Origin of the sequence: Corallococcus sp. CA053C (genome assembly GCF_003611675.1) — a bacterium.
Taxonomy (GTDB): Bacteria; Myxococcota; Myxococcia; order Myxococcales; family Myxococcaceae; genus Corallococcus.
Map to the genome: position 1 here is coordinate 1 of NZ_RAWA01000263.1, position 13,696 is coordinate 13,696.

At 70.9% G+C, this 13,696-nt stretch carries 14 protein-coding genes; 8 read left to right on the top strand and 6 right to left on the bottom strand.

Going from position 1 to position 13,696, the window contains the following annotated elements; translation table 11 throughout:
• Positions 1-259 precede the first annotated feature (259 nt).
• Positions 260-1,801, top strand: a complete 1,542-nt coding sequence (locus D7V97_RS28455; protein ID WP_120613784.1) for a hypothetical protein — start codon at positions 260-262, stop codon at positions 1,799-1,801.
• Between the two features lie 97 nt (positions 1,802-1,898).
• Here the strand turns inward: D7V97_RS28455 and D7V97_RS28460 are convergent, their stop codons facing one another.
• Positions 1,899-2,603: a hypothetical protein gene (locus tag D7V97_RS28460; RefSeq protein WP_120613785.1), complete on the bottom strand. Its 705-nt coding sequence runs from the start codon at positions 2,601-2,603 to the stop codon at positions 1,899-1,901.
• A 264-nt stretch (positions 2,604-2,867) separates the two neighbouring features.
• Between D7V97_RS28460 and D7V97_RS28465 the strand changes: the two genes are divergently transcribed.
• On the top strand, positions 2,868-3,425 hold the full coding sequence (locus tag D7V97_RS28465; RefSeq protein ID WP_147445009.1) for a hypothetical protein: 558 nt from the start codon (positions 2,868-2,870) through the stop codon (positions 3,423-3,425).
• On the opposite strand, the gene D7V97_RS28470 is transcribed toward D7V97_RS28465, so the two are convergent.
• The gene (locus tag D7V97_RS28470; RefSeq protein ID WP_120613787.1) at positions 3,422-4,024 is read right to left on the bottom strand and encodes a 2OG-Fe(II) oxygenase; all 603 of its coding nucleotides are present in this window, start codon (positions 4,022-4,024) and stop codon (positions 3,422-3,424) included. The two genes, D7V97_RS28465 and D7V97_RS28470, sit on opposite strands and share 4 nt — an antisense overlap.
• An 83-nt stretch (positions 4,025-4,107) precedes the next feature.
• On the opposite strand from D7V97_RS28470, the gene D7V97_RS28475 reads away from it, so the two are divergent.
• Positions 4,108-4,722, top strand: coding sequence for a DUF4230 domain-containing protein (locus tag D7V97_RS28475; RefSeq protein ID WP_120613788.1), 615 nt, complete (start codon positions 4,108-4,110; stop codon positions 4,720-4,722).
• Positions 4,723-4,743: 21 nt separating this feature from the next.
• Positions 4,744-5,253: an O-acetyl-ADP-ribose deacetylase gene (locus tag D7V97_RS28480; RefSeq protein ID WP_120613789.1), complete on the top strand. Its 510-nt coding sequence runs from the start codon at positions 4,744-4,746 to the stop codon at positions 5,251-5,253.
• Positions 5,254-5,263: 10 nt separating this feature from the next.
• Here D7V97_RS28480 and D7V97_RS28485 read toward each other — a convergent pair whose 3' ends face one another.
• Positions 5,264-6,517, bottom strand: coding sequence for a tetratricopeptide repeat protein (locus D7V97_RS28485; RefSeq protein ID WP_120613790.1), 1,254 nt, complete (start codon positions 6,515-6,517; stop codon positions 5,264-5,266).
• Between the two features lie 14 nt (positions 6,518-6,531).
• Positions 6,532-8,571, bottom strand: coding sequence for a hybrid sensor histidine kinase/response regulator (locus tag D7V97_RS28490; RefSeq protein WP_120613796.1), 2,040 nt, complete (start codon positions 8,569-8,571; stop codon positions 6,532-6,534).
• Between the two features lie 175 nt (positions 8,572-8,746).
• Between D7V97_RS28490 and D7V97_RS28495 the strand changes: the two genes are divergently transcribed.
• The 4 genes from D7V97_RS28495 to D7V97_RS28510 all read left to right on the top strand — a co-directional run bounded on the left by D7V97_RS28495 (position 8,747) and on the right by D7V97_RS28510 (position 11,882).
• Positions 8,747-9,541 (top strand): DUF2270 domain-containing protein, encoded by a 795-nt coding sequence (locus D7V97_RS28495; protein WP_120613791.1) that lies wholly within the window; start codon positions 8,747-8,749, stop codon positions 9,539-9,541.
• 146 nt (positions 9,542-9,687) lie between these two features.
• Positions 9,688-10,257: a hypothetical protein gene (locus tag D7V97_RS28500; RefSeq protein WP_233583278.1), complete on the top strand. Its 570-nt coding sequence runs from the start codon at positions 9,688-9,690 to the stop codon at positions 10,255-10,257.
• A gap of 19 nt (positions 10,258-10,276) precedes the next feature.
• On the top strand, positions 10,277-10,696 hold the full coding sequence (locus tag D7V97_RS28505) for a hypothetical protein (RefSeq protein WP_120613793.1): 420 nt from the start codon (positions 10,277-10,279) through the stop codon (positions 10,694-10,696).
• A gap of 178 nt (positions 10,697-10,874) precedes the next feature.
• Positions 10,875-11,882, top strand: coding sequence for an isocitrate/isopropylmalate dehydrogenase family protein (locus D7V97_RS28510; protein WP_120613794.1), 1,008 nt, complete (start codon positions 10,875-10,877; stop codon positions 11,880-11,882).
• 22 nt (positions 11,883-11,904) lie between these two features.
• Here the strand turns inward: D7V97_RS28510 and D7V97_RS28515 are convergent, their stop codons facing one another.
• Together D7V97_RS28515 and D7V97_RS28520 are read right to left on the bottom strand one after the other, a co-directional pair.
• Positions 11,905-12,285, bottom strand: coding sequence for a translation initiation factor (locus tag D7V97_RS28515; RefSeq protein WP_120613795.1), 381 nt, complete (start codon positions 12,283-12,285; stop codon positions 11,905-11,907).
• A gap of 18 nt (positions 12,286-12,303) precedes the next feature.
• Positions 12,304-13,696: vitamin K epoxide reductase family protein (locus D7V97_RS28520; RefSeq protein WP_233583279.1), on the bottom strand; the 1,393-nt coding region annotated here is incomplete at its 5' end.

Genomic DNA, 13,696 nt, shown 5'->3' on the forward strand with positions numbered 1-13,696 from the left:
CCCTCCACCCCCTCCTCCGCGAGCGCGGGTGCTGACAAGAGGCCGAGGATTCCCACCGCGACGAGCTGCCGTGCGTCCGCCATTCCCCCAGGGTGATCACGGCCCTGGCACTCCGGGGCCCCCCTGCCGCGGGAGCTGAGGCCTGGCTGCCCGGCTGCTGACGGTTGGGGAGTGAACCGGACAGGCGCTCGCGGTGGAGGCTTGCATCACCGGGTGTGAGGGTGACAGGAGACCGGGGCACTCCTCACAAGGGACCGCCATGCCTTCTGGAATCAACCCCGCTCCTGTCTCCGCGCGCCGCGCCGTGCTCCTGCTGTCCCTGGGACTGGCGGCCTGCGGCAGCAAGGAGGTGCGCAACGACGACCCCAGCGATCCCGGCGACACCGCCGGGCTGGATGTCTGCGCCACCGACCTGCCCGGGACGGACCCAGCCAGCGGCACGTGCGCGCCGGTGCGGTTGCAGTGTGATCAGGACCTGGGCGGCTTCCGGACGGACCGCTACGTCTGGCGCGACCACGACTGCCGCCTGCGCTCGGTGTCGCTGGTGCGCAACAACGCGGCGGATCCAGCGGGCTGGAATGGCGGCTACGTCCGCCGCTACACCTACGAGGTCGCCGGGGCCCCTCGCATCTGCGACGGCCAGAACCCGCAGGTGCCCGGCTGGGGCATGGTGACCAGCCACCTGAATAACGGCCAGACGTGGGGCGCGTGGACCCAGGACGCGCGCGGCACCGGGCGCACCGTCTTCAAGGGCGCCCACCACGCGCTGCACGAGCTGAAGTGGCCGCTGTCATTGGACGGCAACGTGGTGCAGGTGACGGTGCAGTACCTCTTCGCCACCGGCCGCGACCACCCGCTCTACGCCATCACCCATGACTCCTCCGGCTTCCCCGCGGACCGGATTCAAGCCGACGTGCGCTCGCCCTACGGAGACCTGGGCTTCGACGGCAACGCCAACGCGGACATCGCGGGCCTGGGCTGGGGTGACCGCTACCGCTTCGTCACGCTGGGCTCGCCGGTGACGATGGCCACGGGCTGGGATTACCGCGAGCCCAACGTCGTCCCCTACACGCGCATGTGGACCGCCGCGCCGGACGCGGAGATGGGCGCGGTGCAGACCCAGACGTGGCAGCAGAAGCCCGCGGGCGGTTACTGGCTGTATCCCGAGTGGGGCACGCGCCACGAAGCCGGCCCCATGCCCGTGGACTACAACTGGGCCTACCAGCTCAACCAGTACGAGCTGCCTTTCGTCACCAACTCCCACCGGCTCGCCTGGGGCAGCAACTTCGGTGCGGTGGGCATGCGGCAGTACCCGCGCCTGGGCGATGACGGCGTGATGCTCTCCGGCTACCCGTACCAGAGCTACTCCGTCTTCATGGTGCTGGGCACGCATGCGGCCAACCCGGTGCTGTCGCTCGCGTCGGAGGTGGAGGCGTGGCAGGGCGTGAAGCTCACCGCCACCGAGGGCACCGTGCGCACGCGCGGCCCGGGCGGCGTGGGTCGCACGGACGAGGTGACCTACGACGTCGCGGGCTACAACCCCGTCCATGCGACGTGGGAGGCGAACGCCGCGTCCAACCGCGTGGCGCTGGCGTTCGACACCGCGGGCCGCACGCTCGTGCACCCGATGCTGGTGGTGCATGACTACACCGCGACGGCCGCGCCCGGCGCCGTCACGCTGAACGGGCAGAAGCTCACCGCGGACACGGACTACTTCGCGTCGGTGGACACCGAGGGCAAGGCGCTCTGGCTCACGCTCCAGCGCGACCTGAAGGGCGCCGTCACGCTGCGCGTGGAGTGAGCGCCGGACACGAGGACAGGCCCCTGCACGCAAGGTGCGAGGGGCCCGTCCCGTTCGAGCGGTTCATGACGTCAGCAAGACGTCCGCCCTGGACGCGTCAGTCCGTGGAGCCGCTGCCGCCGAAGGCCTGCGGGGTCTGCGAGCGCAGGCGCTCCCACTGGGCGCGGGCTTGCTGTTCCGTGCGCCTCTGCTCGTCCACGCGGCGGCGCGAGTCCTCCACCTCCCGCTTGGCGTTGGCGATGGCGGACAAGAAGTTCGACTCGGACATGTCCTTGGTGCGCACGTCGCCGGACTGCTCCAGCGCCTTGTACTGGGCCAGGTTCAGCTCCGCTTCCGCCACCTTCAGCTCGGCGTCGCGCAGGTCCTTCTCCGCCTTGAGCGTGTCCGTCTTGCGCTCATTCCAGGCGACCTGGGCCTCGGCCGAGGCTCGCCCCGCCTCCGCGCCCTGGAGCCTCGACTTCGCCTGCGCGATGGGGCTCGACTGGCCGGTGGCCTCCGCGGCCTTCACGGCGGCCTGCTCGGCCTCCACGCGGCTGCGGGCGGCGTCCCCGTTGCGGCGGGAGACCTCCGCGGCACGCTCCGCGTCACGCACGGCCACCTCGGCCCGCGTCACGTTGTCGGCGGCCTTGGTGCGCACCTGCTGCGCCTCACGCACGTCCCCGAGCTGATCCTCGGGGACCCGCGCCATCATCTTGTCGTCTACCTGAGCGGCCTTCGAACCTCCGCAGCCAGCGAGGAGCACCAGCGATGCCCCCATCGCTAACCCTGTCACCCAATGACGCTTCGTCCTGTTCTGGATCATGATCTGGACCTCCCGTACGAAGATGACTGTGGGGGAACCTAGGCACTGTCGCAGCGGAGGGCAGGAATGACGGCCGCTCCAGACGCCATCTCCCCTCTTGGGGGAGCACCTGAAAATAAAGCTGCCTGGGGGGCAGGCAGGCGGGGTCCTTCACGGCGGTAGGGGTTGCCCGGTTCCAGTGCCTTTTTGAAAACAGCCATGTCCCAACCTGGCGGGCGAGCGTGTCTCAACGGCGCGCGGTCGATGCGCAACCAGGGAGGGAACTTGAAGCGAGCCGCTTGGGGAGCCGTGTTGGGAATGGGCTGTGCGCTGCTGGGCGCGGCCTGTCAGCCCGGAGAGGGCACCGGGCCGGAGGGCAAACCCGGGGAGGAGGCCGTGCAGATGCGCATCTCGTTGCAGGGGGATGCGTGCGGCGTCGCGAGCGCGGACGCGACCGTGTCCGCCTCGGACTTCCCGACCATCGGGCCCAAGGCCCTCTCCGTGTGGAACAGCTACATCCAGGGCAGCATCAACGCGGTCCCCGTCGGGGAGGAGCGCTCGGTGACGGTGCGGGCCTACAACACCGCGGGGCTCGTGGTGTACGCCGGCAGCGCGTTCGTGGACGTGTACGAAGGGTCTGTCGCGTACACGCAGATCACGCTGATGCGCAACCCGCACAACTGCCCGGGCACTGGGGGGACCGGGGCCATCTCCATCGTCGGTGTATTGGAGGGCCGCCACGGCGAGGTCGACGCCGGGACGTGGGACGCGGGCCCCGCGTTCGATGCGGGTCCGGGCCCCAGCTGGGATGCGGGCCCTGTCCTCGGTTGGGACGCGGGCTAGGCGCCCCGGCCGTAGAACCAGGCGGTGAGGGCCAGGCGGGTAGCGTGCGAGGGCAGCACCTCGTGCTCCAGCCGCTCGCTCAGGAACACCACGAGCCGGTCCAGCACCGGTGCCACGTCCACCGGGGTGCCAGTGTCCTCGGGATGGAGGCGCAGCATGCCGCCGTCCTGGGGCGTCCAGCCGGCATTGGCATACCAGATGGCGGTGAGGCGCCGGTTGGACTGGCCCGGGAACGCGTCGCGGTGCCGCGCGTAGTGCGCGCCGCCCCCGGGGTAGCAGGCGAGCTGCACGTCGAAGCGCCCCAGGCCCAGGTACGCGGCCGAGGACACCGCGTCGCCGAGCTCACGGAAGTGGTGCCACAGGGTCTCCAGCGCGGCGTCCGAGCCGGGCAGCACCCATTCGATGTGGTCGCCGCGCACGGAGGTGTCGAGCGAGTGGTCCGCGCCGCGCCGGATGCCCGCGGGCCGGAGCACGCCCGCCGCCACGCGAGCCAGCGCCGCGTCCCGCACCGCGAGGGCCCGGGGTTCGCCGAGGAAGCCGTCGCGCAGGAAGTATCCGTGCGTGCCCAGGGCCTCCACCTCCGCGTCCGTCAGGTCCATCCTGCCTCCGAAGCCCGCCAGGGGCTCAGGCGACACGCTGCCCCAGGACGCCGGTGCAAAGGAAGCGGGTAGACTGCCGGGCCATGGCGAACCTCTCGCGAGTCCTCTCCGTCCTCGCCGCCGCCGCGCTCGGCGCGCTGGTCGCGTGGGTGCTGCTGCGCCCGGCCGCTCCGAAGTTGCCGGACAGCGCGGTGGTTGTGGAGCAGATGCGGGAGGTGGCGAGGCTGGAGACGTTGGACGTGGCCCTCTACAAGAAGGTCGCGTTCGCGCCGGAGCCCGAGGCCACCGATGCCCTGTGGAAGGACGTGCTGCTCTGGGCGAGCTACACGCTGAAGAACCCGCACGGGCGCGCCATCGTGTTCGCGGACGCGCACCTGGGCTTCGACTTCCAGCGCTTCGACGCAAGCCACCTGCACGCCACGGGAACGCGGGTGGACGTGCTCCTGCCGCCCATGGAGGTGACGGTGGCGCTGCGGCCGGGGGAGACGGAGATCATCGACTCCAACCTGGACAGCGCGCAGACGGCGCAGCTGCTGGAGAAGGCCCGCCTCGCCTTCGAGCGAGAGGTCCGTCAGGACACGCGGCTCCAGGACAAGGCGCGCCAGTCCGCGGAGCGCTCGCTGCGGGGACTGCTGCTGACGCTGGGCTTCCGCGAGGTGCGCTTCGTGGACACGCTGCCGTTGGGCACGGCGGGCTGAGGCCCGCGAAAGGGCTTCGCGATGACGTCTCGGTTAGAGTTGGTGCAGGGCGACCTCACGCAGGTGAAGGCCGATGCCATCGTGAACGCAGCCAACTCCGCGCTGTCCGGAGGCGGTGGTGTGGACGGGGCCATCCATCGGGCGGCGGGACCGGAGCTGCTCGCGGAGTGCCGCACCCTGGGCCGCTGTCCCTTTGGACAGGCCCGCATCACCCGGGGCTACCGTCTGCCTGCGGCCCATGTCATCCACGCAGTGGGGCCCGTGTGGCAGGGCGGAGACCACGACGAAGACGCGGTGCTCGCCACGTGCTACCGGAATGTCTTCGCCCTCATGGAGCAGCACGGCCTAAGCACCGTGGCCTTTCCCTCCATCTCCACCGGGGCCTACGGCTTCCCCATCGAACGGGCCGCCCGCATCGCGCTGAAGGAGATTCGCGCCGCCCTGGAGCGTCTGCCTTCACTCCAGCAGGTCACGGTGGTGCTCCACAGTGAGAGGGATTTGAAGGTGTATCAGCGGGCGCTTGAGACCTGAGCGCACGGCCTCATTCCAACCGCAGCCCTTCACCCTCCAGCAGCAACAGGCCGGGGACTCCGTCCGGTGCATGTCCCCACGCCGTGAGCACCTGCACCGAATCCGCGTCCGACGCCCGGCACAGCAGCGCCACCTCGCGGCGGCCCAGGCTCACGCGCAGGCGTCCCCCGCCCGTGGCGGCATCGAGCCACCGACGCTGCGACATCGTGAGCAGCCGTGCGCCGTCGTATCCGTCGCCGCCCGTCACGGCCCACACGCCGGAGAAGGCCTCGGCCAATCGCACCTCACCCTGGTCGATGACGACAGGCCGCACGTCGGCGGGATGCGCTTCCAGGTTGCGCCACGCCGCCGCGTCCACGGCTTCGAGCGTGAGCCCTGAATCCACCAGCGCGCTGGCGGGCAGGTAGCGCACGAACTCCGCGTCCTCCAGCACGTAGAAGACCTCCAGCCCCGCCGGCCCTGGCCGGAACAACGCGCCCTGGGCCGTCGCCGCGAAGCCCGCCGGCCTGAGCACGGGCCGCAGCGCCTCCAGCGCCACGCCCGTCGGCCCCACGCCCGAGGACAGTCCTCCCAGCCGTGCCGCCAGCGCTTCCGCGTGCGCGGTGAGTCCCTGGGCCCCGGGCGCCTCGCGATACGCGGCATACAGCGAACCCACGTCCACGCGGCCCACGCCGCCCGAGGCCAGCTTCACCAGCAGGTCCTTGCCCTGGCGTCGGAAGCCCACGCCCGCGCGACCCAGCGCGGCGGTGAGCGCGGCGGTGAACTCCGGGCGCAGCACCTGCTCCTGGGGCGCAGGAGACGGTGGCAGGTCCGCGGCCTCCAGCTCCGCGCGCAGCAGCTTCGCCTCCGCGTCGAAGGGGTCGCGCTCCACGGCTTCCGCCACGTAGGCACGGGCGCGAGCGGCCTCGCCCTGCCGCAGCGCGAGCACGGCGAGCACCTTGAGGGCCTCCGGGTCACCGGGACTCAGGACCAGCGCCTCGCGCAGCTCGCCTTCCGCGTCGCGGTGCCGCTCCAGGCCCAGCAGCGCGCGCGCGAGCCCCAGGCGCACCTGGAGGTCCTCCGGGAAGTCGCGCCGCAGGGCCTGCATCAGCGGCAGGGCCTCGCGCTCGGCGTCGGCATTGACCAGCGCATGCGCCACGGCGAGGCGCAGCGTGGGTCCGGGGCTCGATGCAGCCTCCGCGCGCAGCGCGTCCAGCTCCGCGTCGCTGAGCACGTCTCCCGCCTCCACCTTGCGGCGCAGGCGCTCCAGTTCCGCCAGGGGCATCACGCGCGGGGACTCTAATGGCCTCCGTCCGGAGCGCCCAGCTCTTCGGCGGGCGGTTCCTCACCCCGGGTCTGCGCGAGGAACTCGTCCAGCGCTCCCACGTCGATGGGCTTGCGGAACACCGCGTCCACCAACGCCAGACTCGCGCGGTTCTGTCCTCGCACGTCCATGCCGGTGACGATGGCCAGCAAGGTCTGGGGCGAGCGCTGCCGCAGTTCGCGCGCCAGCTCCCAGCCGGTCATCTCCGGCATCACCGCGTCCAGGAGCGCGGCGTCGAAGGGATGCTTCTCCCAGATGCGCAAGGCCAGCTCCGGGCTGTGCGCCACCTGCACGTCGTACCCCTCCTCACCCAGGACCTCGGCCATCATCCGCGCGTTGTCCAGGTCGTCGTCCACCACCAGCACGCGGCGCGCGGGCCGCGTCAGGTGCGGCACGCCTCCCGGGGCCATCCGCACCGGCTCGTGGGAGGCACCGGTGCCTGCCACCGTGTCACTGAAGCGCGGCAGCCGCACGACGAAGCTCGCGCCCGGACCGTCGCGCCGGTTCTCCACCGTCAGCTCTCCGCCCCAGCGCTGCACCTGCGTGCGCGCTACCGCCAGGAACAGCGAGAACTGCGGCGCGCCCGGGTCGCGGCGCAGCGGATCAAACAGACGCGCCAGCTCCTCCACCGCGTAGGGCGGCCCTCCGTCCTCCAGCTTCAATGACAGCCATCCCTCCCCTTCCGGACGGGTGTGGACCTGGAGCGTGCCGCCTCCCTCCATCCGGTCCCGCGCCGACAAGAGCAGGTTGACGATGAGCTCGCGGAAGAAGCCCGCGTCTGCCTTCACACCCCACGGGAAGCCCAGGTCCAGCTCCGTGTGCACCGGGTGCTCGCGCTGCTCCAGTTCGCCTCGCGCCAGCTCCAAGGCCTCGCGCACCGTCTGGTCCACCGGCACGTTGGCCAGGCGCTCCTCGGTGCGCTGCACTCCGAACTCCTGCAGCCGCGCGACCAGCTCGCCCACCTGGCGCACGGTCTTGTCCAGGGCCTCCACGTGCTCGGGTTTGTATTCACGTTGCAGCAGCGTGATGCGCAAGCGCAGCACATTGAGGAAGTTGTTGAGCGCGTGCGCGGCGCCGCTCGCCAATTGCCCCAATGCCTGCTGCCGCGTGCGCCGCAGGAGCTGCCCCTGGAGCCTGCGCACCTCGCCGTGGGCGCTCTCCAGCGCCTTGGTCTTCACCGCCGCTTCGGTCCGGTCGCTGAAGGTCTGGATGACGCCAGCGAGGACATGGTCCTCCTCCCACACCGGCGTGGCGCTCATCTCCAGCGTGGCGTCGGTCCCGCCGGGGCGCTCCACCACCATCATCACGCCGCGCACCGGCCCCTTCTCGCGCAGCGCGCGCAGGAACGGCATGTCCTGCACGCGGAAGGGCTCGCCCGTCGGATGCCGCGCGTTGACCTGCGTGAGCACGGGCGACAGCGAGCTGGCGGCGCGCGCGCCCACCACCGCGCGCATGGGCACGCCCATCAGGCGGCTCACCGGCGGCGAGGCGAAGGACACCATGCCGTCCGTCTCCGCGAGGAGGATGCCCACCTCCACATGGTTGAGCACCGACTCCATCACCGCGGCCTCGCGGAAGCGGACCTCCTCCGTCTTGAGGACGCGCGCGTAGGAGGCCTGCGCGGACGCGTCCGCCTCCCACACCAGCTCCGACACCAGCTCCGCGACGTCCGCGTCGATGAGGCCCCCGTTGCGGCGCGCGTAGACGTACAGCAGCACCTCCTGGAGCGACTTGAACTCGCGCGTCAGGTCCTCGGGTTCGAAGTTCTGGTCGTACCGGAACGCCCCGTGCGAGCGCACCACCTCCGGCCACAGCCGCACCGCGTCCTCGCCCCGGTCCCGGAGCAGGCGGGCAAGCTCCTCCAGCAGGTGCTGCAGGGGGGCGCGCAGGTCGCGGCCGGGCACCTCCACTTCATAGGTCTCCGCCCGCAGGCGCTTGGCCCACAGGCGGGTGATGCGCTCGCCCTCGTCGGAGAGCAGGCCTGACAGTGCGGTGATGGCGGTATCGGAAGGCACGCTCAAGGGCGGACGATGCGCACTCCCCCTGCTCGCAGCCACCCGGCCCCCCCGGCGGCGGCGCGCGCGAGTGTCCGCCCTCGCACACCGTCAGGCCCCGCCACGGAGCACGAGGGCCCGGCTGGCTGGCTGCCCTGGCTGATGGCTCGGGTCATCCCCACCTTCCCTGGCACGGATGAGTGTGAAAGAGCGCAGGCCGAATGATCTGGAGCAGCCCCTGGTCTCCCAGCAGGCCATGGCGCAGCTGTTCCGTGGGGAGCTGAGCCGTTCGGACACGTGGCGCACGCGCCTGGACACGACGACGAACTGGGCGCTCACCACGACGGCGGCGGTCATCTCCTTCGGCTTCGCGACGCCGGAGAGCTCGCACGTGACGTTCCTGGTGGGCATCTGGATGGTGGTGTCGTTCCTGCTCATCGAGGCGCGCCGCTACCGCTACTACGACCTGTGGAACCGCCGGGTGCGCCTGCTGGAGGACGGCTGGTGGGCGCCGATGCTACGGCGGGAGCCGGTGGATCCGGATGCGCTGCGGGAGCTGGCGGTGGAGATGTCCAGGCCGCAGATCCAGCTGTCGCTGCTGTCGGCCATCGCGACGCGGCTCAACCGCGCGTATGGGCCCATCCTCATCGTCCTGTTGGTGACGTGGTTCTTCAAGGTCTACAGCCACCCGCGTCCGCCCCGGGATTTCAGCGACTTCGTGGAGCGGGCCCACGTGGCGTGGATTCCCGGTCCCATCGTGATGGGTTCGCTGCTGCTGCTCACGGTGGCGGCGGCCTACCTCTTCACCGCGTCCTTCTTCATCCGGGCACCGCTGGGAGAGCTGCGCACGCGTCCCCGGGGCCGCCGGGCCGCGATGTGGGAGACCTTCTACCGGCCCTACGCCATCCAGCGCCGCAAGCGCACGCGCCGCACGGCCACGGCGGGCAACCGCTCCACCCCGGCCCGGCCGCCGTCTCCGTTCGACCACTGAGCCAGAGCCCCGCCCTCTCCCTGGATTGAAGTTGATTCTGCTCTATCGTGTTCCTGACCTAGAACACGCTGGAGATGAGAGCGCGGCTTCCCCTTCGTTGGCTCCTGCCCGTGTGGCTCTCCGCCTGCGCGGGAAGTGCCTATCGCGTGAACAACGAAGGACGGCTGTTCGGACGCACGGGAAACACCGTCTGGGTCCAGGGCCCGTGGGAAGCCATTCAACCTTCCAGGGATGTGGATGAGGTCATCGACCAGCTCTGCCCCGCCATCATGAAGCTGGAGGGCGCCGCAGCCAACGACCTTGGCCAGGAGTACTGCGGGGCCATCTATTCACTGGGTGAGGGCGTCTACTACGCAAGCCACGGCTCTCCGCTGGGAAAGACCGTTCCGGTGGGAAGCACCCGGCGCAAGCAGTGCACTCCCCCCAGCCGTGTGGTGGACGCCCGGGGACGGACCTCGACGCTGGCCGACTATCACAGCCATCCCTGGGCGCCTTCACCCCTGTCCATCTTCGACCTCAAGAATGACAATCAACTCTGGTTCATCCGGATCCAGTTCGACCGGGGTTGCACGGTCATGAAGTACCTGCCGTACAGACATGCCCCCCGGCCGGGAGAGGTCTACGTGCGACGGAACGGGACGTGGATCCTGATGGGCCTCCTGGAGTCGGACCTGGACAAGGACCTGGGAGTCGTCACCCCGGTGGAGGCGAAGTAGCGTCTCCGACGCGAACCCCATGAAAACACCCGCCCTGCTGCTCATGGCCCTGTCCTTGACGGGGTGCGGCCTCTTCCAGCGCCCGTTCCGCCCAGCGCATGCACCAGCCGCCGAGGCCGCCGCGTTCCAGTTTCCGCTGGGCTTCCCACCGGGCGAACACACCTTCATCCCGAGCACGCTCTCCGCGGCGGTCCAGCTCGCCATGGATGACTTCCTGCCCCGGGACGCGAGGCCCCCACGAAACGCCACCCCGGACGAGGTCTGCCTCATGCGCCGGGACTCCTACGACGTCCTCGCCAAGAGCCTGTCCGAGAAGGTCGTCCTCGTGGCCTTCACGCCCGGAAAGGGCGCCTGCACAACAGAAGGCCTGACACTGGACGTGGGCGCCACCTACGCTGTGGACGTGAGGAACTGGCGCATCCTCGCGGTCCAGCGATAGCCCCTGTCCCCCTCCCACAGTCACGGAGGGTCCGGGTCCGTCCAGCGGGGCTCCTCCTCGCACACCCGGGAGGCGGGGGAGCGGGCCGCCCGGGGCTGATGGCGACCATCTGTCCCGATTGAAACGAGCCCGCTTTCGTCCTTCCGGCCCCCCCGGATTTGTGGTGTGAACCGCCCCCATGGCGAACACGCGCACTGTGACGGTCATCAACGGCGACGGCATCGGTCCCGAAGTTTCCGCGGCCACCATTCGCGTCCTCGAGGCCCTCAAGGTCCCGCTGGAGTTCGAGTTCAAGGACGCCGGCACCGAAGTGGTGGCCAAGTTCGGCACCAACCTCCCCCACGAGACCGTCGAAGCGGTCCTCAAGAGCGGTGTCGCCCTCAAGGGCCCCACCGGCACCGTCGTCGGCGGCGGCCTGCCGTCCGCGAACGTGGGCCTGCGCAAGCGGCTGGACCTGTACGCGTCCCTGCGCCCCGTGAAGAGCGTCCCCAACGTCAAGACGCGCTACGAGAACGTCGACCTCGTCGTCGTGCGTGAGAACACCGAGGACCTCTACGTCGGCCTGGAGCACATCATCGTCCCGGGCGTCGTCGAGGCGCTGAAGATCATCACCGAGAAGGCCTCCACGCGCATCGCGCGCTTCGCCTTCGAGTTCGCCAAGAAGAACGGCCGCAAGAAGGTGTCCGCCATCCACAAGGCGAACATCATGAAGCTGTCGGACGGCCTCTTCCTGGACTGCTGCCGCAAGGTCGGCCGCGAGTTCCCGGAGATCCAGTACGACGAGGTCATCGTCGACAACCTCTGCATGCAGCTCGTCAAGGACCCGACCCGGTTCGACGTGCTCGTGACGGAGAACCTCTACGGCGACATCGTCAGCGACCTGTGCGCGGGCCTCGTGGGCGGCCTGGGCATGGTGCCGGGCGCCAACATCGGCGAGCGCACCGCCGTCTTCGAGGCCGTGCACGGCACCGCCCCGGACATCGCGGGCAAGGGCATCGCCAACCCCACCGCGCTGATGATGTCCGCCGTGATGATGCTCGAGTGGCTGGACATGAAGGACGAAGCCCGCCGCATGCAGGGCGCAATCCAGAAGGTCTACGGCGGCGACGCCAAGGTCCGCACCGGCGACCTGGGCGGCAGCGCCACCACGCGCGAGTTCACCGACGCCATCATCGCCGCGCTGTAGTCCTCCCCAGCGAGCGCGGCCTTCAGCCGACGATGACCTTGCGAACCCCCCGCGCTTCCAGGAGCGCGGGGAGCCGCTCGCGCTGGTCGCCCTGCAACACCAGCGCGTCCTCCTCCACGACACCGCCGCAGCCCAGGCCGCCCTTCAGCGCCTTGAGCCAGGTGTCGAGCTGCGAGGCCGGCAGCCCCAGCTGCTCCACCACCGTCACCTCCTTGCCGCCCCGCCCCTTGCGCTCCATGCGCACGACGGCGCGCGCGGGCCCCTTGGGTTCGGGCTTCGCGCGGGGCTCCGGCGGAGGTGGCCCCGCGGGCAGGGCCTCGCGCTGCGCGGACAGGGCGGCGAAGGGGTTGTTGAAGGGCCCCGGCGCAGGCGGGGCCTCGGCCTTCTTGTCGCGCTTGCCCATGACGTGCGGCCCTCGTCCCTACGGGTGGGCGTGGCCCTCGTGGCCGCCACCGGACGGCGGGGCCATGGCCGGCGGAAGGACGCTGAAGGCGGGGTGGTTGGGGTTCCCCCGGGCCAGCACCAGCGCGTAGATGAGCGTCGCGGACGGCAGGATTTCGTGGCCGTTCAGCAGCACGAGCGGCGTGCCCTGGATGTTGTACTTCAGGGCGTATTCGACGTCCTGGCGCAGCTTGCCCACGGTCTCCGGCGCGGACATGCACGCCTCCAGCTGCGGGCGCGCCATGGAGCCGGAGCTGGCGATCTCCATCACCTTGTCGGTGTCCAGGAAGGCCTGGGCGGCGAACAGCTTCTCGCGCAGCTCCCAGAAGTCCTTCGCGCCCTCCAGGCACACCATGGCCCGGGCCGCGTCACAGCGCACGCTGGGCGCGTCCAGGCCGCGCTTCGGGATGGCCGGGTTGCATGCGCCGTCCAGCGGGAACTGCCGCGCCTCCACGGACAGCGAGCCCTGGGGCGCGTGCTGCTTGATGAGCGCCAGCTCCTCCACCAGCGCCTTGCAGTGGGGGCACTTGCTGTCGGTCCACTCCAGCACCTTCACCGGCGCCTCCACCGGGCCGAAGAGCCGGCGCGCGGGGAAGGCGGCCGGCTTCGGCGTGCCCTCGCGGTACAACGCGAGCGCGTTCGCCAGGAACTGCAGCTGGTCGCGGGGCAGGCTCGCGAGGAAGGCGTCCAGCGTGGCCGGCGGCGGGGGCGCGGGCGGCACGTTGGACGTCGAGGCCTCCGCCGGCTGCGACGACGTCGCCACGGGCGGCGGCAGGAAGGCGCCGGCCTTCGGCGCGTGCGGGGTGGCGCGGCCCGGCATCAGCATGGCGACGAAGGCGACGGCCGCGATGCCCACCGTCCACTTGAGCGTGTCGCCCCACTCGCCCGCCTGGGGCAGGAGCGCTCCGGGCAGGCCCCGCCACGCGACGGCCGCGAAGGCGAGCACCAGCACGTAGGTGCCCAGACAGGTGGGGCACACCACGCCCACCCGGGCGCTGGCGGCGGCGAACACGGCCACGGAGACCACGCCCGCGAGCGCCACCAGACGCAGGCCGCTGGCGGCCGGACGCACGGAGCGCTTCGCCTTCGCCCACGCGAGGTACAGCGCGGAGAGGCCCACCGCGGTGAGCCCCCACACAAGGCCCAGGCCGGCGATGGGGATGCCCAGCGTGTCGTGCACGGCGCTGGCGAAGTCCGAGTTCCAGACGGTCTCGCAGTTGATGTGCTCGTTGATGCCGCAGGCGGTGGCGCCGCCCGCGCGCAGCGTGAGCAGCTCCATCCACTGGTAGACGGCGAGCCCGCTGGTGGCGATTCCCAACAGCAGCAGCGCGAGTGCGCCACGGGTGGGAACGGGGGCGGCCGGGGTCGGGGCC